Origin of the sequence: Streptomyces sp. NPDC048650 (assembly GCF_043199095.1) — a bacterium.
Classification (GTDB): domain Bacteria; phylum Actinomycetota; class Actinomycetes; order Streptomycetales; family Streptomycetaceae; genus Streptomyces.
Window position 1 is genome coordinate 1 of the sequence record NZ_JBICVM010000012.1, and the last position, 20,337, is coordinate 20,337.

Annotated in this window: 12 protein-coding genes and 4 pseudogenes; 10 read left to right on the top strand and 6 right to left on the bottom strand. The window is 67.1% G+C overall.

Translation table 11 applies throughout. The features are described from left to right. From ACGFML_RS28475 to ACGFML_RS28485, 3 genes are all read right to left on the bottom strand, one after another. Positions 1 to 1,481: condensation domain-containing protein (locus tag ACGFML_RS28475; RefSeq protein WP_393548453.1), on the bottom strand; the 1,481-nt coding region annotated here is incomplete at its 3' end. Between the two features lie 105 nt (positions 1,482 to 1,586). Beyond that, a complete protein-coding gene (locus tag ACGFML_RS28480) occupies positions 1,587 to 3,884 on the bottom strand; it encodes an ATP-binding cassette domain-containing protein (protein WP_393548455.1) in 2,298 nt (765 codons plus the stop codon). A gap of 190 nt (positions 3,885 to 4,074) precedes the next feature. After that, complete coding sequence (locus ACGFML_RS28485; protein ID WP_393548457.1) at positions 4,075 to 4,401, bottom strand: DUF5132 domain-containing protein; 327 nt, start codon at positions 4,399 to 4,401, stop codon at positions 4,075 to 4,077. Between the two features lie 232 nt (positions 4,402 to 4,633). Here ACGFML_RS28485 and ACGFML_RS28490 point away from each other — a divergent pair. The 5 genes and pseudogenes from ACGFML_RS28490 to ACGFML_RS28510 form a co-directional block, all read left to right on the top strand. Then, a pseudogene (locus ACGFML_RS28490) lies at positions 4,634 to 4,954 on the top strand (hypothetical protein); the annotation flags it as partial. A gap of 18 nt (positions 4,955 to 4,972) precedes the next feature. Beyond that, entirely contained in the window at positions 4,973 to 5,374 is a 402-nt protein-coding gene (locus ACGFML_RS28495) for a hypothetical protein (RefSeq protein WP_393548657.1), read from the top strand. Further along, positions 5,310 to 5,879, top strand: a complete 570-nt coding sequence (locus ACGFML_RS28500; protein ID WP_393548459.1) for an ATP-binding cassette domain-containing protein — start codon at positions 5,310 to 5,312, stop codon at positions 5,877 to 5,879. The genes ACGFML_RS28495 and ACGFML_RS28500 overlap by 65 nt, the downstream gene beginning before the upstream one ends. A 156-nt stretch (positions 5,880 to 6,035) precedes the next feature. Next, entirely contained in the window at positions 6,036 to 7,070 is a 1,035-nt protein-coding gene (locus ACGFML_RS28505; protein ID WP_393548461.1) for a 3-oxoacyl-ACP synthase III family protein, read from the top strand. 218 nt (positions 7,071 to 7,288) lie between these two features. Next, a complete protein-coding gene (locus ACGFML_RS28510; protein WP_393548463.1) occupies positions 7,289 to 8,629 on the top strand; it encodes a glutamine synthetase in 1,341 nt (446 codons plus the stop codon). Positions 8,630 to 9,062: 433 nt separating this feature from the next. Here the strand turns inward: ACGFML_RS28510 and ACGFML_RS28515 are convergent, their stop codons facing one another. From ACGFML_RS28515 to ACGFML_RS28525, 3 genes and pseudogenes are all read right to left on the bottom strand, one after another. Next, a complete protein-coding gene (locus ACGFML_RS28515; protein ID WP_393548465.1) occupies positions 9,063 to 9,710 on the bottom strand; it encodes a GNAT family N-acetyltransferase in 648 nt (215 codons plus the stop codon). After that, positions 9,707 to 10,876, bottom strand: a complete 1,170-nt coding sequence (locus ACGFML_RS28520; protein WP_393548643.1) for a type III PLP-dependent enzyme — start codon at positions 10,874 to 10,876, stop codon at positions 9,707 to 9,709. Before ACGFML_RS28520 ends, ACGFML_RS28515 begins: the two co-directional genes overlap by 4 nt. Before the next feature lie 558 nt (positions 10,877 to 11,434). Next, a pseudogene (locus ACGFML_RS28525) lies at positions 11,435 to 11,863 on the bottom strand (SDR family NAD(P)-dependent oxidoreductase); the annotation flags it as partial. Between the two features lie 231 nt (positions 11,864 to 12,094). Here ACGFML_RS28525 and ACGFML_RS28530 point away from each other — a divergent pair. The 5 genes and pseudogenes from ACGFML_RS28530 to ACGFML_RS28550 all read left to right on the top strand — a co-directional run bounded on the left by ACGFML_RS28530 (position 12,095) and on the right by ACGFML_RS28550 (position 20,322). Beyond that, a pseudogene (locus ACGFML_RS28530) lies at positions 12,095 to 13,289 on the top strand (IS110 family transposase). Between the two features lie 225 nt (positions 13,290 to 13,514). Continuing rightward, positions 13,515 to 13,922: pseudogene (locus tag ACGFML_RS28535) on the top strand (transposase family protein); the annotation flags it as partial. A 710-nt stretch (positions 13,923 to 14,632) separates the two neighbouring features. Next, positions 14,633 to 17,749, top strand: coding sequence for a lantibiotic dehydratase (locus tag ACGFML_RS28540; protein WP_393548467.1), 3,117 nt, complete (start codon positions 14,633 to 14,635; stop codon positions 17,747 to 17,749). 26 nt (positions 17,750 to 17,775) lie between these two features. Further along, positions 17,776 to 19,020 carry a lanthionine synthetase C family protein gene (locus ACGFML_RS28545; protein ID WP_393548468.1) on the top strand — a complete coding sequence of 415 codons (1,245 nt, stop codon included), beginning with the start codon at positions 17,776 to 17,778 and terminating at the stop codon, positions 19,018 to 19,020. 165 nt (positions 19,021 to 19,185) lie between these two features. Beyond that, positions 19,186 to 20,322: a lanthionine synthetase LanC family protein gene (locus tag ACGFML_RS28550; protein WP_393548470.1), complete on the top strand. Its 1,137-nt coding sequence runs from the start codon at positions 19,186 to 19,188 to the stop codon at positions 20,320 to 20,322. Positions 20,323 to 20,337: the final 15 nt, after the last annotated feature.

Genomic DNA, 20,337 nt, shown 5'->3' on the forward strand with positions numbered 1-20,337 from the left:
GCGTCCAACTCCGCGTAGGTCAGCGACACGTCGCCGCACACCAGCGCGACGAGGTCCGGAGTCGCCCGGACGTGCTCCCGGAACAGCTCCGGCAGGCTCTCGGTCGGAGCCACCGCCGTCGGCCCGGTGCCGAGGGCCGCCACCTCGCGGTGCTCCTCGGCTGTGAGCAGGTCGATCCGGCCGACCGTCTCGTCCGGGGCGCAGTCCGCGACGGCGTCAAGCAGGGCGAGCAGCCGCTGCTGGTGCGTGGCGAGATCGTCGTCGCTGTACGCCTCCGGCGCGCCGTGCAGCCGGAGAAGCGGGGGGTTGCCGTCCCGGTAGTCGAAGACCCAGACGGCCAGGTCGGTGGTCGACCCCGACACGAAGTGGTGAACCGAGGCGGGATGCCCGGCGAAGCTCGGCCTGGCGTTGAAGGCCATGATGTTGACGATCAGCGGGAACGCCGTGCCCATGCTGCCGGGCGCGCCGAGGTTGCGCAGCAGGTCCTCGCTGCGGTAGCGCTCGTGCGCGACGGCCGACTCGACCTCCCGCGCCACCTGGGCGACGAGATCACCCCACGGCATGTCCGGTCGCACGGTCAGCCGCAGGGGCACCACGTTGGACATCGTGCCGGGCACCGACATCAAGTCGGCGGAGCCCCGACGGGCGGTGACGGGGAGGGCGAGCACCACGTCCTGGGCGCCGCTCAGCCGGTGGGCGTAGAGCGCCGTCGCCGCGACCACCACCCGGGACCACCGCACACCGGCCCGGCTCGCCGCCGCCCGCAGTGCCTCGGGGCTCCGCAGCTCCAGTTCCCCGGCCACGCGCAGGGCCCGGTGCGGGTCGGTCGCGGAGGAGCCGGTGAGCCGTGTCGGGGAGGGCAGATCGGCGAAACGCTCGGTCCAGTAGGAGCGGTCGGCGGTGAAGTCGGCGGACGAACGGTAGGCGGCGTCGCTGTCGACCAGGTCCCGCAGCGAGCCGAACGGGCAGGGCGGGACAACACCGCCCTCGGCCAGCGCCGAGTACACCTCGCCGACCCGCTGACGGACCATGGAGCTGCTGATCGCGTCCAACACCACGTGGTGGTAGTTCAGGTACCAGAGGAACTCCGTCGGCGACAGCCGGATCAGCGCATGGCCGAACAGCGGATCACGGGCGAGGTCCAGCGGACGGGCCAGGTCCCGCTTCATCCATTCCATGGCCGCGGCCCGGGGATCCGGCTCCGCGCCGAGGTCGAGGTGGACGGGCGCCCAGTCCCAGGTCTCGCGGAGGATCTGGCGCGGTCCTTCACCGTCGTCCACGAAGGTCACGTGCAGGGCGTCGACCTCGTCGACCACCCGGCGCAGCGCGGCTTCGAACAGCTCCGGGTCGACCGGCCCGTGGATCTCCAGGCATTCACCGACGCGGTAGCCCGGGATCGGCGTCCGGGAGCACTGCTCGGCGAGCCAGATCTCCCGCTGGGCCGCGGTCAGCGGAAGGACGTCTCCGTCGCGACGGGACATGGGGGGTACCTCCAGAAGTATGGGCGGGCATGCGCGCAGCACGTGCCGGGCCCCGCCGACCGCGGTGGTGTCACGCGATCGGCGGGCGGAGCGGCTTTTCTGCGGTCAGGCGGCGAGTTCGCCGGCCTGGAGCTGCCAGAGAGATGCGTAGAGTCCGCGCTGGGCGAGGAGTTCGTCGTGGGTGCCCTGTTCGGCGACAATGCCGCCCTTGTCCATGACGTAGATGCGGTCGGCGTGGCGGACCGTGGAGAGGCGGTGGGCGATGACGACCATCGTGCGGTCGGTCGCGAAGCCGCGCAGTGTGCGCTGGATGGCGGCCTCGGTCTCGTTGTCCACGGCGGAGGTGGCCTCGTCGAGGATCACGACCGGAGAGTCCTTGAGGATCGCACGAGCCAGGGCGATCCGCTGCCGCTGGCCGCCGGAGAGCGCGGCACCGCGTTCACCGATCAGGGTGTCGTAGCCGTCCGGCAGCGTCGCGATGAAGGTATGCGCCTCGGCCATGGCGGCGGCCTGGAGCACTGCCTCGTCCGAGGCTCCGAAGCTGCCGTAGCGGATGTTGTCGGCGATGCTGCCGTCGAAGAGGAACGGGTCCTGGGCGACGAAGCCGATGGCGTGGCGCAAGTTGTGTCGCTGCAGGTCCCGGATGTCCTGCCCGTCGATCAGCACCCTTCCGGACTGGGCGTCCTGGAATCGCATCAGCAATCTGGCGATCGTCGTCTTGCCGGAGCCGGTAGCGCCCACCAGGGCGGTAACCTGCCCGGCCGGGATGGTCAGCGAGAGGTCCTCCAGTGCCTTCGGTCGGCCGGGGTAGGCGAAGGTGACCCCGTCGAGGACGATCTCGCCCCGCACCTCGGCGAGGTCGAGCGTCCCGTCGCCGCCTTCGGCCTCGACGGGCAGGGCGCGCAACCGCTGGACCCGGTCGTAGGAGGCGAGGGTGCGCTGGTACTGGTCGGCGATGCCGCCGAGCCGGCTCATCCGCATCAGCAGCATCTGGGGCAGCCCGATCAGCGGGCTGAACACCTCGAAGCGCAGGGTGCCGTTGAGTACCGAACGACCGCCGATCAGCAGGGTGCCTGCCATCGATGCGGTGGTGCAGGACCGGACTGTCTCGGCGTGACGGAGCGTGCTCCGGTCGGTCTGCCGGCCGCTCTCCTGGACCGCCTCGCTCAGCTCGTCGATGCGTTCGGCCTCGTAGTCCTCGGAGCAGAAGCTCTTGACGGTCGCACCGGCTTCGAGCGAGTTGATCACCTGGCTGCCCAGCCTGGCCCGGCACTCGCCGGCGACGGCGTAGTCTGCCGCGGCCTTCTCCTGGTGGTGCAGCGACAGCCAGGCGATGACCGGGATCGGCAGGAACGCGATCCAGGCGATCTGCGGTGCCAGCAGCAGGAACGCCGGCACCAGGAGGGCCAGGCTGGTGCCCAGTTGCAGCACGTCGTTGGCCGGGCCGGCGAAGAAGGCGCCCAGCTGGCCGATGTCGTTGGTGAGCGCGCCGGCCACCCGGCTGGTCCGCTCACCCTCCAGATGTCCCAGTTCGAGGTGCTGGACGTGTCGGTACGTGCGGCTCCGCCAGTCGTGCTCGATGTCCTGGCCGAGTCGGCGCCACTGGCGGTTCGAGGCGTACGAGAGGCCCGCCACCGCGGCACAGGCGGCGGCCACCAGCCCGGCCAGGCCCCAGAGTTGAGCCGAGGCCGTGGTCAGGCCGAGGCTGACCAGCGGAGCTGCCTCGCCCTTGATGAGGACCAGGCCGGTCCATCCGAGGAAGGTGCCGAGCGTCATCTCCGCGGCCTGGCAGCCGACGGACAGGGCGGCGGCCCCGTAGAGGCGGCGTCGGTGCGGACCGACGATCTCCAGCAAGGGGTGGCGTTCGGCACCGGGCCCGGCCGTGTCCTGGGACGCGTCGACAGTTCCGCGCCAGGCTTTCCGGAGGACGACCGCGGTCGCCGCGGCAACCCCGCCCGCAGCCACCAGCTGCCTGCTCAACGCCGACCCCTTGATCAGCGCGACCCCGGCCGCGATCCCGCCACCGACGGCGAGCACCGGGCGCACGATCAGGCCGCGGTCCGCCTCCGGGGCCGGCGCAGAGGCGGTGCGGGCCGGGGCCGGATGCCCCACTCCGGTCGGCCCCTCCGCGACCCGAGAGACGGCCCTGCGGACGATCCGGCCGATGTCCGAGGCGCGCAGCCGCGCATCATGTCGTACGAGCACCCCGCCGGTAACCGGGTTGGCCTGGGCCGCGGTGATCCCGGGAATGTGGCGCAGCGCAGCGGAGAGGATCTCGGCCGTCCGGGGTCGTCCGAGGACCAGCTTGACGTCCCAGCGCTGGCGGCCCGGTGTGACCGAGCGCGGGCTCGCACCCAATTCCACGGAGCGGAATCCGCTGGCGGCACCCAGTAGCGATGGCATGTGTACGATCACCTGTTTGCGGAGGTCGCGGAAAACCGCCACGGACACGACGGATTACGGCGACGGAGCGGGAAATTGTGGACGGCAAATCTCTGCGGCCGAACGGCCTGTCAACGGCCGCCGCCCGGGCGCATTCCGCCGAAATCGATCGGCTACGCGCCTGGCGGCGGCCGTAGTCCCTTACGGGCCGTCAGTTCGCCTTTCCGGCGGTGCTACCGGCGGTCGTGCGGATCTTCGGGGCCTTCGATTCCCCCTTGTCGCCGTTCCCGGTGGCGTGCTGGCCGTCACCGGAGTGGCTTTCGGTTTCCCCGGTGGCGATCTGGGCTGCCACCACATCGGCGGCCACTTCGGCCGCGAGGTCATGGATGTTCTCCCCGGCCTCCTGAGCCGCCTTCTTCACCTCCATCGCGATGCCGACGGACGCTTTGACGACTCCACCCACCAGGGGCTTGAGCAGGCGTTTGGCCAGTGGCGCGACGATGAGGCCGACCAGGAAGGGCGGTACTACAGGCGGCATTGATGCTCCATCCTCTCTACGCATACGTATGACAGGGAACCCGGGCGCGGCGAACGCCGAAGCAGCGCACAGCCGGGCGAATATGAAACATTCCATCTCGAAATCCGGGACTCACCTAACGAATTCAGATTCCCGGACACCGGAACGCGCCTTCCGATCCCGTGATCACGGTAGTCGAGTCACGCCCGCCTGAGCCAAATGACTCCCTGCGGTTTCACTCATGTGAGTGGTCATGACCTTCCTGCGTAACCTGAATTACGGTGCGCCGAACACCGTCCGGCACGATTACCTGATTTTATTCTCGAATAAGTGCCAGGTTCAGCCGATACCTCCGCCGCGGCCCGGCAACGTGGCACCCCGCCCTTCAGCGCCGTTCCGTGCAGGACCCGCGCCTCGGACCCGCCGCGTCGCGGAGGCCGTCCGGGCTCACTGTGGTGCGAGCTGTGCACAGGCCGCTGCGGAGGCTGCCGACGCCCTGTGCCGGGTCGCCCTCCCCCCGGCACTGCTGCGTTCACGTCCTTCCCAGCTCTCCGGCGGCCAGTACCAGCGCGCGATGGTCGCATCAGGGCTGATGAGGCGACCGGGGCTGATCATCGCCGACGAACCGACCACCGCGCTCGACGTCACCGTGCAGCGGCAGATCACCCGGCCGCTCACCGATATCCGGCGGGACACCTCCACCGCGATCCTGTTCATCAGCCACGACATTGCTCTTGTGGGCGAGTTCTGCGAACGGGGCCTGGTGATGTACGCAGGGACCATCGTCGAGGTACTGCCCGCCGACCGCCTCGCCGACGGCGCCCGGCACCCCTACGCCCGGGCCCCTGGCCGCCTCGGTGCCGGAGCTCGCCGCCGACCGCTGCCGGCGATCGAGGGCGCACCGCCGAACTGCTCGTGCCCGCACCGGGATGCCCGTTCGAGCCCCGCTGCCCGCGCCGCCGGGACCACTGCGCCGAGCCGGCTCCACGGCTGAAGGACCTCGATGCCACCCACTGGAGATCCCGTCCGGCAGCACCCTCGGGCTAGGTCGTCCTCCAGGACCCGGACACCGCGCTCGCCCCCCCCGGATTACGGTCTGCCAGGCGCTCGTCGAAGCTGCCACCGTCTTCCGCCGACTTGACCGGGCCGCCCACGCTGAGCGCGTCACCGAGCTGCTGGGCCTCGTCGGCCTGGACCCCCGGCTCGCCGGCCGCCTGCCGCGGCAGCTGTCCGGCGGCCAGCGTCAGCGGGTCTCCCTCGCCCGCGCCCTGGCCGTCGACCCCGGCCTGCTGATCGCCGACGAGATCACTTCGGCGCTCGACGTCTCGGTGCAGGCCTCCGTCCTCAACACGGTCCGCGGACTCCACGCACGAAGCAAGGAAAAGGTATTCGAAAATCGATCACGGCCGGTGTCCGCTCCGCGCCCACCCGGAGCACGACAAAGCATTTCCAGCAAGGGACGTCAAGCAGTCGATTCTTTCCTCACTCTCATTGATTAACGAGCGAACTTCATATCCGTGTCCCGTGAGACGATGCGGCGGTGTTGTAATGCGACAGGGCTGGCAGTGCCTGGCATTCACGGACCGATATCGAATGGGGCGGAATATGGGAATTCTTCGAGGAACATCGAACGGGCCTGAGCGGAGCGCCGCGGAGTGACCGTCGCCCTGGACCAGACCCTGTTCCACCAGACCGGTGTCGGCTTGTCCGTGCCGTTCGCCATTGCCGGAACCGGGATGCACCTGCCACCGACGGTCGTCACCAATCAGGAGCTCACCCGCACCCTGGACACCAGCGACGAATGGATCACCAGCCGCACCGGTATCCGCGAACGCCGCCGTCTGGACCCAAATCTGGCGACCTCCGACATGTGCGTCGCCGCCGCCCACCCGGCTCTGGACGCCGCCGGCATCGAGCCCGCGCAACTGGACGCGGTCATCGTCGCCACCTACACCTGGGACCAGCCGCTCGTGTCGACCGCACTGATCGTCAAAGACGCCCTCGGTGCCCACCGCGCTCTGTCCCTGGACGTCACCCAAGCCGCCTGCGCCTCCGGCATCCAGGCCATGCTGATCGCCGCCCACCTCCTGCAGAACCCCTCCATCACCACCATCCTGCTTCTCGCGGCCGACTGCGCTTCCAGAATCACCGATCCCACCGACCGCACCACAAAGGTCTTCTTCGGGGACGCCGCAGCAGCCGTCGTCCTCACCCGTGCCGACACCCCTGGAGCGGGCCTGCTCTCCTACAACCTGGGCTCCCAGCTGTCCTACGACGTCCAGATCCCCGCCGGAGGCTCCCGGCTGCCCGCCAGCGCCGCCACCGTCGCCGCCGGAGACCATTACATGTCCATGGACGGCCGCGCCGTCTGGAACGCCGCGACCACACGTCTGCCCGAGAGCATCACCAGCGCCGCCCACCGCGCCGGCGTGCCGGTCGACCAGGTCCGATACTTCTTCCTGCACCAGGCCAACTTGAATATCCTCACGGAGGCCATGGCTACCCTGGGCGTTCCCCGTGAGCGTGCACCCGTGACCATCGACCGACTGGGCAACACCGGATCAGCCGGCCTGTTCACCGCACTCCACACCACCGTCGCCGAAGGCTCCCTGCTTCCGGGAGACACCTACGTGCTGTCCGGGATCGGCGCAGGCTTCCAGTGGGGAACCCTCTGCTTCCGGCACGCCTGACCGATCCACAGACCCGATATGGCTCCAGGTGGGTTGTCGAACCCGTCGATCCCGGGCGACGCGAACCTCGGTAATGCGAACACCCGGGTACAGGGAAGGCGCCGTGTTTCACGGTCGTTGTCCGTCCTGTGGCGCCTTTCTGCTCCGTCCTTTCACGGACGAGTGAACTCAAGGTAATTCCTGGTGCACCCGCTGCCGCGAGCACCAGCATGGGCGACATGGACACCACACGCTCCCGGGCTGAACGGGCCGCCCAGGCCCGGGCGGCCGAAGCCCAGCTCACTGCCGACGGAATCGACGGGGTGGTGTTCGGCTGGGTCGACAACGCCGGGCTCACCCGGGTGAAGTCCGTCCCGCTCACCCAACTCGAACACGCCGCCCAGTACGGTGTCGGCGCCGTACCCTGCTTCGACTTCTCGCTGGTGGACGACTCCTTCACCACCGCGCCCTCGAGTACCGGCCCGATGGGCGACCTGCGGCTCGTCCCCGACCTCGACCGGCTCACCCCGCTCGCCGCACAGCCCGGCTGGGCCTGGGCCCCGGCCGACCGGTACACCCAGGAGGGCACCCCGCACCCCGGCTGCCAGCGCGGCTTCGCCCGCCGGGCCACCGAGGCCGTCGAGCGGCGCGGGCTCTCGGTGCGAGCCGGGATCGAGATCGAGTGGGTGGTGGCCGACGCCGCCGGAGACCCCGCAACGGTCGGGCCCGGGTACGGAATGACCCGCTTCATCGAGCATTCCGACTACCTGCGGGAGGTGCTGCGGGCCCTCATCAGGCAAGGGCTGGACGTGCTGCAGCTCCACCCCGAGTACGCCACGGGGCAGTTCGAGGTCACGGTCGCCGCCGAGGGGCCGGTCGAGGCGGCCGACACCACGATGCTGGTGCGCCATACCATCCGGGCCGTATCCGCGCGGCACGGTCTGCGTGTCTCGTATGCGCCGGTCTTCACCGAGGGTGAGATCGGCAACGGTGGCCACCTGCACCTCAGCCTCTGGCGACAGGGCCGAAACCTCGGACACGGCGGCCCCGGCCGCCACGGGCTGCACCCCGAGGCCGAGCACTTCCTCGCGGGCGTACTGGCCGAGCTGCCCGCCCTGCTCGCCCTCGGCGCGCCCAGCGCCGCATCCTACTTGCGCCTGGTCCCTTCCCGCTTTGCCGGGGCCTTCCGCTGCTGGGGCTTGGAGAACCGTGAGGCGGCGCTGCGCCTGATCGCCGGCTCCACCGCTGGGCAGGCCAACGCCGAGTTCAAGTGCTTCGACGCCACCGCCAACCCGTACCTGGAGATCGGCGGCGTGTTGGCCGCCGGACTCGCCGGTCTCGACGCCGGCCTGCCCCTGCCTCCCGAGACCCGGAGTGACCCCGCCGCCCTCGGCAGCGCCGAGCGCCTCCCGGCGAGCCTGCCGGAGACGACCGACGCGTACGAGAAGTCCGCTCTGCTGCGGCAGGCACTCGGCACCGAACTGTACGAGGCCGTGCTGGCCGTCCGGCGGGCGGAGGCGGAGCTGTTCGCGACGCATACCGACGCGGACGTCATCAAGGCGGTCCGCTGGCGGCATTGACGAGGCATCCGTACCACCCTCCTTCAGGTAACGAGCGATGAGCCGCGGCATCGTCCGAAGTGAGAGGGGCGGGCAGGGGCGACGCCTGTCGGCGCGGGCTGCAGGGCAACCCGCGCCGGGCGTCGCAGGTTGTGATCCTGAATTTCAAGCACCCGGTGCCGGGCAACATCCGGCGCCTTGGGCGTCGGTAGAGGCCGAAGCGAACAGCGCAGGGCGGTATGAGCCGTCGCGGAGCAGCACGCGGCTGACGGCCAGGGGCGGCAGCTCGATGCCGCGCACGCGAGTCACGCAACGGCCCGGAGCCCGAAGGCTCGGCAGGTGATCGCCCAGTCGCGCCGGACCTGCCGCACGCTCAGTTCCGCGTCGGCCCGACAGGTGGCTCGGCGCACCCGGTCGCCCATGGTGCGCCCTGCGCGTTCGAGATCTGCGACGGTTACCCGGGAGCCGGGGTGGCGTACTGGAATCCGAGGAGGAAGGCCAGTGCGCCGGCGGCCGGTCGGGAGCGGCGGAACATGCCGGGGACGGAAACATCCGCATCAGCCCGCTGTGGCTCCGAATGAGGACCCGAGAGCCGACTCGTGACAGCGGTTTCCAGGGGCTTCGCCATGTAGACCGCCTCGGCGCCGTAGCTCGCGGGCAGCTCGATCTCGGGCCGGGCGCGGTAGCCCAGCGTGGTCCACATCACTTGCGAGCCGTGCACGGCGACCAGGGAGAGTGTCTGGTAGGAAGCCGCCCGTCCAGTCTCCTCCAGGTGCTGTTGTATCCGGTGAGCCAGACCCCGGCCGCGTGCCCGCTCGGCGATCACCAGGTCGTGGAGGTGCAGGTTGCTCCCCTGTACCGCGCCTTCCTCGGCCAGGCTCAGGTCCGGGCAACGGAAGAGCGGGTACGGCAGTGCGAGCAGGTAGCCGCCGAAGCCGCCGGCGTGCTCCAGCACGAAGCAGGTCGAGGGCGAGGCACGGTGCCGGGAGCGCAGTGCCGCCTCTCCCTCGGACAGGCCGCTCGCCGCGTAGGCGCGTTCCTCCAGAATCACCAACTCGTCCCAGTCCTCCTCCCGGAGCAGCCGGATCCGCGTGTCGGTCATGCGCCGTCTCCGTCCGGAGCCGGGCCGCCGATGCAGGTGTACGGCAGCGGCGAGAAGCCGTTGAACCCCTGGGTGGTGTAGGCGGCGGCGTACGCACCGCAGGAGTGGACCCAGACCGGGTCGCCGGAGGCGATCGTGCGCGGGACACGCACCATGCCGTCCTGAGCGTACGCGTCGTCGCTGTCGCAGGTCGGACCGGCCACCACGGCGTTGACGAACTGCCCGACGGGGCAGGTCGGGAACTCCAGCCGGTACTGCAACTGGTCCATCTCGTAGAGGCCGTTGAACTTTCCGCAGCTGAGGTAGAGCCAGTCCTCACGGGTGCCGTCGAGCCGATGGCGGGAGGTGAGCCGGGCGACGTGGGCACGGATCGCGCCGTGGTCGGCGACCAGGTGGCGGCCGGGCTCCAGCAGGAAGCCCAGCGGGGCGGCGTTGACGGCGCGCAGCCGTTCCATGCCTTCGCGGATCACCGTGAACGTCTTGTCCAGCGGCGGTTCCAGTGGCCGGCCGCGCCGGTCGAGGACACCGAGGGCGGGCAGTCCACCACCGAGGTTGACCCGGTCCGGAACGATGCCGTGCCGGTTGAGCGTCTCCAGCAAGGCGGCCAGTGTCTCGATCGCCGCGCCCCAGGCTTCGGCTGTCATCTGCTGGGAGCCGACGTGCACAGACAGACCGGAGGGCACCAGCCCGGCGGCCCGGGCGGCACCGAGCACCCGCAGGGCATCCTCGGGCGAACAGCCGAACTTATGGCTCAGGCCCCACAACGCGCCATCGCCGGTGGTCGCGATCCGGCAGAACACCCGTGAGCCAGGGGCGTGTTCGGCGATCGCGGCGACGTCCTCCAGGCTGTCGGTGGCAAAGTCGCGCACGCCCAGCCGGTAGGCCTCGGCGATGTTGCGGTCGGACTTGACGGTGTTGCCGTAGTGGATCGATTCAGGGGCCGCCCCGGTGCGCAGCGCCAGGGCGATCTCCTGCGGGCTGGCCGCGTCGAAGCCGGAACCGAGCCGGGTGAGGTGGTCGAGCACCTCACCCACGGGGCAGGCCTTCATCGCGAACCGGACGGCGACACCAGGCAGTTCGGCGCACAGCGCGGTGTACTGGCGACCGATGCCGGTCAGATCGTAGATGATGACGTCCTCGTCGGCGGCGGCGAGGGCGGCGCGCAGGGCAGGACGGTCGTGTCGACCGAGGTGCCCGTACTGGCCGGGGCGGCAGGCGGCGGACGCGTGCACGGCGGCCGACGCGGTCAGGGTGCGGTGGCCGGTTCTGCTACGGTCGGCCGTCCGGCGCTGCTCGGCGATCTGACGCGTGTCGGTGGCCTGAGGCCTCACGTGTGAACTTCCCATCCAACTGGATAATCGATGCCAGGACTTGGTGGCACCCATAAGGTGAAACGAGAGGGGCGAAGGTCGGTTATGACGCCTGGCCCGACTTTTCTCCCCGCCGCGCTCCCTGTGCCACCGCGTCATTGAAATGGCGCTTGAACGGACGGGGGGAACCCCCGGTCCAACCGGCAGGGTGGTCGGATCGCCGCTGAGGTCGCGCTGGGGAGTGTGACTGATGGTGGCGGTGCCGGTGTTGAGGTCGAGAGTCTTCCCAGCGCGGGCCGAGGAGTTCGCCCTTGCGTAGGTCGGTACGCCGGGCGACGGTTCTTGGAACCGGGCGGGCGGCTGGGGCCGGGACGGGAAGGTTTTGGTACACGCGCCGGTGATGGCGCCTTCGCATATGGTGATCAGCCCGCCCATCGAGGTGACGGCGATGATGTGGCCGCAGCGGCGCTCCCGCATGTGCGGCAGCACGGCCTTGATCACCGCCACGGTTCCGTGGACGTTCACCTCGAACTGGCGGCGAAGGTCATCCATCGACGACTCCTCGAAGAGGCCGTCATGGCCGTACCCGGCGTTGGCGACAAGTACGTCGACCGGGCCCAGGTCGCGCTCGGTCTCGTCCACGACCGTGTCCACCGCGTCATGGTCGGTCACGTCCAGGATGCGGGCGTGCGCGTCGTCGGCGAGTGCCTCAAAGGCCCGTGCGTCGGCGGGCGTGCGCACCGTGCCCACCACCCGGTGGCCCGCGGCCAGCGCCGCACGTGCGAGTGCGCGGCCCAGGCCGGTGCTGACGCCGGTGATCAGGAATGTCTTGGTGTCCGGCACAGGAGTTCCCTAAGAATGTTGGCGGTCCGGGAGGACCGGGTGTGGCTGACAGGTGCTTGCCGTTGATGGCTCGAAAGGAATGGCCGCCCGGTCCTCCGGGACGCTCCGACCACTGATTGAGAACTGCGGTGATCGCTGGTTAGGGACCTGTCGGCGGGGTGTTCTTCGGGCCATGGAAGTGCTGGTCACAAGGGATACGGAGCGACGGGCTCGAGCACGCGGCAGGCGCGAATATGGGTCGGCATCGATGCGGGCAAGGGGCACCACTGGGCAGTGGCCCTCGACGCCGACGGCGAGACGCCGTTCTCGACGGAGGTGAACAACGACGAGGCCCAGATACTTGCCCTCATCGAGACCGCCTGCGCGCGGGCCGACGAAGTCCGGTGGGCGGTGGACATCTCCGGCAGGGCCTCCACGTTGCTGCCGGCCCCGCTCATCGCTCACGGGCAGCACGTGGTCCACGTGCCCGGCCGCACGGTCAACCGCATGCCCGGCGCCTACCGGGGCGAGGGCAAGACCGACGCCCGTGACGCCCGCGTCATCGCCGACCAGGTCCGCATGCGTCCGAAGAACTTCACTCCGCTGGACACACCCCCGGAGGTGGTCACCACGCTCAGGGTCCTGACCAACTACCGGGCCGACCTGATCGCGGACCGAGTGCGGCTGATCAACCGGCTCCGAGACCTGCTGGTCGGTATCTGCCCTGCTCTGGAGCGGGCCTTCGACTGCTCCGAGGCCAAGGGCCTTGTCGTCATGCTGACCGAGTACCAGACCCCGGCCGCCCTGCGACGGATCGGCGTCAAACGCCTGACGCGCTGGTTGGAACGCCGCAAGGTCCGCAGCGCCGGCACCGTCGCGGCCAAGGCCGTGGAGGCTGCCCAGTCCCAGCAGATCGCCCTGCCCGGCGAGAAGCGGGCCGCGAAGCTGGTCGGCGACCTCGCCCACCAGCTCCTGGCCCTGGACGAGCGGATCAAGGACAACGACCGGGAGATCCGCGAGACCTTCCGCGCCGACGGACGGGCCGAGATCACCGAGTCGATGCCCGGCATGGGTCCCGTCCTGGGTGCAGAATTCGTCGCCATCGTCGGCGATCTGTCCGGCTACCGCGACGCCGGCCGCCTCGCCTCGCACGCCGGCCTGACACCGGTCGCCCGGGACTCCGGCCGCCGCAGCGGCAACTACCACCGGCCCCAACGCTACAACCGGCGTTTGCGGCACATCTTCTACATGGCCGCCCAGATAGCGATGATGCGACCCGGCCCTCCCGGGACTACTACCTCAGAAAGCGCGCCGAGGGGCTGTTGAGGGGCTGTTGCACACTCAGGCCCTGCTCGCGCCGGCCCGGCGGCGGGTGGACGTGCTGTGGGCGATGCTGCGTGACAAGAGGCTGTTCACCTCCGCTCCGCCAGTCACGCATGTGGCTTGACACGGTCATTGAGATTCCCTTCGTACGATGCGAACAGAGGCCGACCGGAGCGGCCCGGCTCCGGTGGGTAGGGGCGTCATGGAACACCGGCAGACCTTGCGCCCCACCGCTGGTCTCCGAAACCCTCGTCGAGGGCGAAGAACTGGGAATGAGAGCAATGCGACCTGCCCATTCGTGCCGCGCAGCAACTCTCCACACTTAGTCAGAGGTTGAAACTCAAGCTAAGCCTCGTCCCGCAACTACCGTTTCTCGGCAAACGTGCAGGTCATCATCGATGCGGATACCAGGCTGGTCGTTGCCGCCGCCCGGCCGGCCCCGGGCAAAAAGGCCGACGCGCACGTCTGGCGCAACTCCGGCCTGCCCGACCAGTGCCACGACGTCACCGTCCTGGGGGATGGCGCTTCCCTCAACACCGGACTTGTCGTCCCGCACCGCAAACGCCCAGGACGGCCGCTACTACCGGGCGAAGAGGCGGACAATGCCGAGCATCGCAAGGTCCGCGCCCGTGTGGAACACAACGTCGCCCGCATGCAGAACTTCAAGACCCTTCGTGACTGCCGGCAGCGTGGCGACGGCCTTCACCACGCAGTCCAGGCCGTCGCCCACATGCACAACCTCGCCCTGACCGCCTGATCACAACCGTCGAACCCGGGCCCTGACCTGCCCAGATCACAGCCTTCTGCAACACGCATCAATCCTGGGACCGAAGTTCTGGTCCGAGGACCGGTACACGGGGCAACGTCACCGTCCGCAGGCCGGTATGTGTGAACTCAGTGCTAAGACACCTGTGCACCCACTGCTAACGATTTTCCGGCAGGAGTGCGCAATTCTCTACTCCCGAGCAACATTTCGAACACCAGTGCCTCGCGAATCAGGCACTCAATGGGAGGTTGACCATGAGCGTGATGGAGTTGGAGGCCGGTACCGACGACATCTTCGATATTGATGTCGACATTCTGTGGGACTCTTCGGTATCCAGAATTGATATGAGCATCACCACCAGCGGAACCGCCACCAAGTTGAGCAACTGCGGCAACACGGCAACCTGCGCTGGGACGTGTTCTTCCTCTTGCCACAGCACCGGTCAGACAGGCAGTCCCTGTAGATGCTTCTGATTTTTTCCCGGTAAGTCCGCCAGACTGCTACCTGTCGGCGACTGCCTCCCCGTCCGCACACTGCGGGCGGGGAGGCGTGCTGTTGACAGAAGAGAAACATCACTCCACATCCGGACAAGTTGACGCGTGTAATTCTCGGACACCCTTCGGTCGAATGAGGGGTTGGGGTGCACTGCGCTGAGCTGGACGCTGCAGGCTTGTTGCGGAGAGTTATGAAAGGCCCAAAAATTGGCTTCTGGATCTGTCTATGCGGCAGAGAATTTTGCGATGCTACGCCTGCCGCTGGCACGTCTGCGCAGCCCGTCACCGGATACCGGGGGCAAGGCTGTGGAGGAAATGAGTTCCGAGCAGATGGTCGAATTCATTCGCGCCGCGGTCAAGGACCCTCAAATCCGTGAAGCCATATCGGTCTCAGCGCCTTCACTGTCGGACCTGGTCGATCGCATCGTCGACGGGCTCCCCGTCAAACGTTCACAGCTCGGTCGGGCACTGCTGTCGGTGAGCCGATACCTCATACGGGCGCGGAGCCGCAGTACTCCCTTCGGCATTCTGGCAGGCGTCGCTCCGGTCAGATTCACTGAGCGTGTGGAAGTATCAGTCGGTACGGAACATGTCAAGCATGTCCGGGTGGACGGCGCCTGGCTGACATCCGTGGTGCAGAATCTGGAATGCCGTCCAGAGATAGTTCGTGGATTGAAACTCATCGCCAGCGATCTCCGGGTGGTCAAAGGCGATCGGCTGCACATACCGGTCTACGAGAGCAAAGCCGATGCGGCACGCTGGGCACCTCCCAGGATCGGTCAGGCTGCCGTACGAATGACATCGGTACTCCGCCGGACCCTTGAGGCCGCCGCACAGCCCATTTCCTATTCCGATTTGTTCAGTCTCCTGTGCGAGTCCTTCCCCATGGCTGCCGCGTCCAGAATCGAGGCGCTCATTGTGCAGTTGATACGGCAGAACATCCTGCTGACGGACCTGCATCCGCCTCTCGATTCCTCGGACCCGCTCGATCACGTGCTCAACCGGCTGCCCACGCCGGTCGATCAGGCAATCATCGCCGACCTGCACCAGCTTCGCGAGAAGATCTCCGCCTACCAGGCCACGGGCGTCGGGGAAGGTTGTGCAGAACTCGATGACGCTGCTCGTACAGCGTGTCGAGTGAATGACGAGAACCGCCCCTTCTTCCAAGTTGACCTGCGAAGCGACGCACGGGTTTCACTGCCTGAGTCCGTGGCCGACGAAGCTGCCCTTGCCGTGAGCGCGCTGTGGCGCATGTCGCCCGTTCAGGGAGAAATTTCGGATGCGCTGAGCGCCTACCATGAGCGATTCCTCAACCATTATGAACCCGGGACAAATGTGCCTCTCCTGGATCTACTGGATCCTGAGCGGGGCCTGGGGCTGCCAGAAGGCTACAGCCCCGACAAACCCCAGGCGGAGCATCGGCCAGCACATCGCGCAGGTGCGGATGACCACAACCGCGAAGCCGTTCTTGCCGAGCTGGCGCTGACCGCGATCGAGCGCAGAGGGCGGGAGGTCGTTCTTTCCGATGACACCGTAAATCGCCTTGACCGTAAGTCGACGCTGCCGCCCACGCCCACAGCCGAGGCGTGCGTTCAACTGTTTGCCGACTCGATCGACATGGTGGAGAGTGGCGAATATACATTGGCGCTCGGCGCCTTGGGCGGAAGCTGGCAGACGGGCGCGATGTTCGGCCGTTTCGCCCACCTGCTGCCGGAATTGGATCAAGGATTGCGCCGGGGAATGGTCCACGGGATCCCGGACGGGGCCGTTGCCGCCCAACTCTCCTATCGATCTGGCAAGGCAGTTACTGCCAACGTCGTCAAAAGCCCGCAATGGGCCGATCGATCCATCAGCATTGGCGAATTCGGTCACGAGGGCGTCCCCCCGCTGCGAGCGGTGGACGTGCTCGTCGGCGCAAGCCAGGACCGGTTTCACCTGATGTCCGCCGCAACTGGTGGCGATATTGCCGTGGTCGTGCCCAACATGTTGAACCCGGAAGGGGTGAGCACGCCACCCGCCCGGTTCCTCCGGGAAGTCGCTTCCAGTGGGCATCAGGGATGGTACGGATGGGAGTGGGGAATCCACTCTCGGCTGCCCCACCTACCTCGAGTCCGATATCGTCGGACCATCCTTTGCCCGGAGCGCTGGAGGCCTACATCGGCCATGGTCGAATCTGCCGGGGACTGGGAAAAGTGGCGCGAGGCAATGTCCGAGTGGCGAGATCGGTACGAGGTTCCTCGCGAAATCCGAGTCTGTGCTGACGACCGGCAGCTGATCCTCGACCTGATCGACCCAATGCATCAGCGCATCTTGCATGACGAAATACGCCGGATGCCCCACGCTCGTATCGAAGAACCCCTCGTCGACGGCGAGGAGGGGACGGGTTGGCTGCAGGGCTACGTCAATGAGTTGGTCATTCCGCTGAAGTCCACAGTTACAGCTCCAGCCTCCATGCGCCTCCACCGACCGGTTGCCACACCGCCCGTGCCAAAGCACCGAGTAGGCGGCGAATGGCTCTATGTCAAGATCTATACTTCATTCAGATTGCACGACGAAGTATTGGCAGAGCACCTTCCTTCGCTGGTGAACAGCGTGCAAGAGTTTACCGATCGCTGGTTCTTCATTCGCTATTCGGACCCCGATCCGCATCTGCGCATCCGCTTTCACGGGGATGTTGACCGACTGCTGACCGATGTATTGCCCGGTGTGCGGAAGTGGGCTGAGCGACTTCGGGAGCGAGGGCTCATCCGCGAGTGGAACCTGGATTCCTATGAACCCGAGTTTGCTCGCTATGGCGGCCTTGACGTCATGGAGTCGGCAGAGCAGGTTTTTCAAGCGGACAGCGAGTTCGCGCTAGCTCAGCTGCAATTGCTGCGAGCCAAGCGAATAGACTTCGAAATACCTGTCCTGACAGCTCTCAATTTTCTCGACATCTGCCACGCGATGCTGCCCGGAGGATGGGCTTCACGGTTGGTCGAAGAATTGCCTCGCGATGAGCATAGAGAAGCCTTCCGAGGTCGCCGGAGTGAACTTCGTGCGCTTGTGGCGAACGGCTGGGATACCGTTGCGCCGGGAGCCGAGGCGGGCGTCTTGGCGGACCTTCGCAAAAAGCGTGACTCGGCTGTTGTCCGGTACCGCGAATTGTTGTCCGGGTTGCACTCCGAAGCAGTCGAACATGATGGAATCAGTCACATTTTGCAATCCTTGTTGCACATGCATCACAACCGGTTTGTGGGAATCGACAGAGAGTCTGAAGGGGCGGCACACGCAATAGCTCGCGGCATGGCTGAGCTGATTGTCAGTCGAGAGAGGTACGGACGTTGACGGCCCGAAAATCAGCGGCAGAAGTTGTGACGCGTGTCGCCGCGCGACTCAGTGACCCGGAAAGCGTTCGGAAGCAGTTCGAAGAAGCGCTCGCTCAGTCGTCTCCCCCCGACACAACTGCTCACTGGTGGCACCCGTCACTCTCCGACGGGTACGCCGGCCTGTCCTTGCTGTTCAGCGAACTGCGCTTCTTTGAGCCTGATTACCGCTCTGTGGTTCATGAACACATCACCCGGGCGGTGAAATACCGGATTCATGACCCAGGGGTGATCAACGGATTGGCCGCTGTCGCGTTTGCCTCCTCGCGGAGCGCGCAGCATGGCGACCACGCGATCCTGACACGGCAGCTGGACAGCATGCTGGAGGCACGGGTTCGCTCCTGGACTGCCGATGGCGCCGAACGTCACACCTGGTATCACTACGACGTGATCAGCGGTCTGGCAGGAATCGGACGCTATCTTCTCAGCAGACCCGCTACGGATGCGCTCGTTCTGCGAAACATCGCCGATATGCTTGCCGCACTCGCCGAACCCCGTGTCATTGGTAAAAAAGAGGTTCCCGGCTGGTGGGTCGACCACGACCTGGAAGGAAAGCCGATTTCGGACCCCTTTCAGGGGCATGCGAACCTCGGCCTCGCCCATGGCATTCCTGGTTGTTTTGCGACATTGGCGTTGCTCGTCCAGGCCGGACACGGAGATGATCGCCATGTACACGCCATTCAAGCGTTTGCCGCCTGGATACTCCATGAGCGTCGGAGAGACGCCTACGGGGTCTATTGGCCGACGCACCGGTCACTTGTGGATGAGCAAAGTCGCCATCGCGCCAACTCCAGTCGAGCAGCATGGTGCTACGGGACGCCCGGAATCGCGAGAGCACTGCAAATCGCCGGGGCAGCGACCGGGGAGCCGGCGTGGGAAAGTGCGGCAATCGAGGCTGTAAAGGATCTTGCGAAGCGTCCGGAAATCGAGTGGGGTGTGGCAGATGCCTCGCTCTGCCACGGCTGGGGTGGGTTGCTACAAACCTTCTCCGCTATGCATCGGCAGGCTCCTGAACCCGTTCTGGAGCGGCTGGTTGAATTGACTGCCACCCGTGCGATTGCGCAGTTCCGCCCAGATTCCCTCTTTGGGTTCCGTTCACATACTCCTGGTGGCCGGCGCCTCGATCGACCGGGGTTCTTGGAGGGCTCCGCGGGTACCGCTCTTGCGCTCCACGCATATTCCACGGGGCTGCCGCCGAAGAGCGGATGGGACCAGGCGCTGTTGCTGAACTGATCAGGTAGTGCCTGGGCGGTCCGCGGAGAGGCCGCGGAGGCGAGTGGGGGAGAGTTGTTTACTTTCGATAAACTTCAGCGGGCGAGAACCATAGGCTCGACGCTGGCCGCGAGATTGCAAAACGCCGAGGTGCGGAAGGTCGCACAGTCCACAACAGACTTGTCGATGGCCGACGGTACCGCCGGGATAGCGATCGCCTTGGCCACGGCGGAGGCCGGGGAAGAAGTTGTTCAGCAATTATTGACTGAATCCGCACGGGGTCTAGGAGCTTCTGGCCACAACGACTTTTCCCTCTTTCACGGATCTGGCGGGTTGCTGGCAGCTGTCAAGCTGGCCGGGCGCGGGGGACAGAAATATGAAAGGGCTGAGCGTGCGCTCACTGCGGCGATGTGCGCTCGGGTCGATACCGTGTGCGCCGTCGCCGACGAACAGATCGCATCCGGCGAAGGAATGGAGGGCTCGGTACATGACCTGGTCTCCGGGGTGACTGGTTGGGCAGCGGCACTCTCCCTCATAGCGGATCCGGTTGCCGATCTTGCGGTCCAGCGCCTGCTCAAGACACTTGTTGACCTGGTCCGACGTGATGGGGACGGGTTTCCCATGTACACGGGGCCTGCCTTCTTGGTCGAGACGGCTCGCCTGCGAGCACCCTCCGGGCACATTGACTGCGGGGTGGCTCACGGCGTGAGCGGAACAGTGGGGCTGCTGGCAGCCATCGGCCCCCGCTACCGCGCTTCCCTCACCGATCTGGAACCTGTGCTGGCAGACGCAGCTGGATGGCTGAGTGCCCTGCTCACGCCAGGAGCCCGCGGCCCCCGGCCGCCGGCCCGTCTGGGCCTGCGCGGGGAGACGTCGTTGCCCACACCTCCGGAAGATGTGCCGGCTGCCTGGTGCTACGGAGCCGCCGGGATGGCAAGGGCCGTGTGGTTGGCAGGTCGTGCGCTCGACGACCGCCGGCTCAGGGACTCCGCCGTGCATGCGTTGTCCGACTTGCACCTGCCGGCCGGCCATCGCCTGCGGGAGGCATCCCTGTGCCACGGACTGGCGGGTCTGCTGATGATTACCTGGCTGGTCGCGCAGGAGTCGGGGGATTCACGCCTGCGCCGGAGCGCCATATCACTTCTTGATCAATTACTGGACTCGTACGACGAGGAATCGGTTCTCGGATACCGCACTGTGCGAGCCGGGGTCGAGTTCAATGATCCCGGGTTCATTTCCGGGACGGCCGGAATCCTGGCGCTTTTCAACGCCGTAAATTCGGGCCGCCCTCCGGGATGGGGACGTTTGCTGGCGGTATGCTGACGAAACGATGGGCGG

Bases quoted from the DNA above. Each gene is read 5' to 3' on its own strand.
- ACGFML_RS28485 (WP_393548457.1), bottom strand. From the start codon at position 4,401: ATGCCGCCTGTAGTACCGCCCTTCCTGGTCGGCCTCATCGTCGCGCCA.
- ACGFML_RS28510 (WP_393548463.1), top strand. From the start codon at position 7,289: ATGGACACCACACGCTCCCGGGCTGAACGGGCCGCCCAGGCCCGGGCG.
- ACGFML_RS28495 (WP_393548657.1), top strand. From the start codon at position 4,973: ATGAGGCGACCGGGGCTGATCATCGCCGACGAACCGACCACCGCGCTC.
- ACGFML_RS28500 (WP_393548459.1), top strand. From the start codon at position 5,310: ATGCCCGTTCGAGCCCCGCTGCCCGCGCCGCCGGGACCACTGCGCCGA.
- ACGFML_RS28480 (WP_393548455.1), bottom strand. From the start codon at position 3,884: ATGCCATCGCTACTGGGTGCCGCCAGCGGATTCCGCTCCGTGGAATTG.
- ACGFML_RS28550 (WP_393548470.1), top strand. From the start codon at position 19,186: ATGGCCGACGGTACCGCCGGGATAGCGATCGCCTTGGCCACGGCGGAG.
- ACGFML_RS28515 (WP_393548465.1), bottom strand. From the start codon at position 9,710: ATGACCGACACGCGGATCCGGCTGCTCCGGGAGGAGGACTGGGACGAG.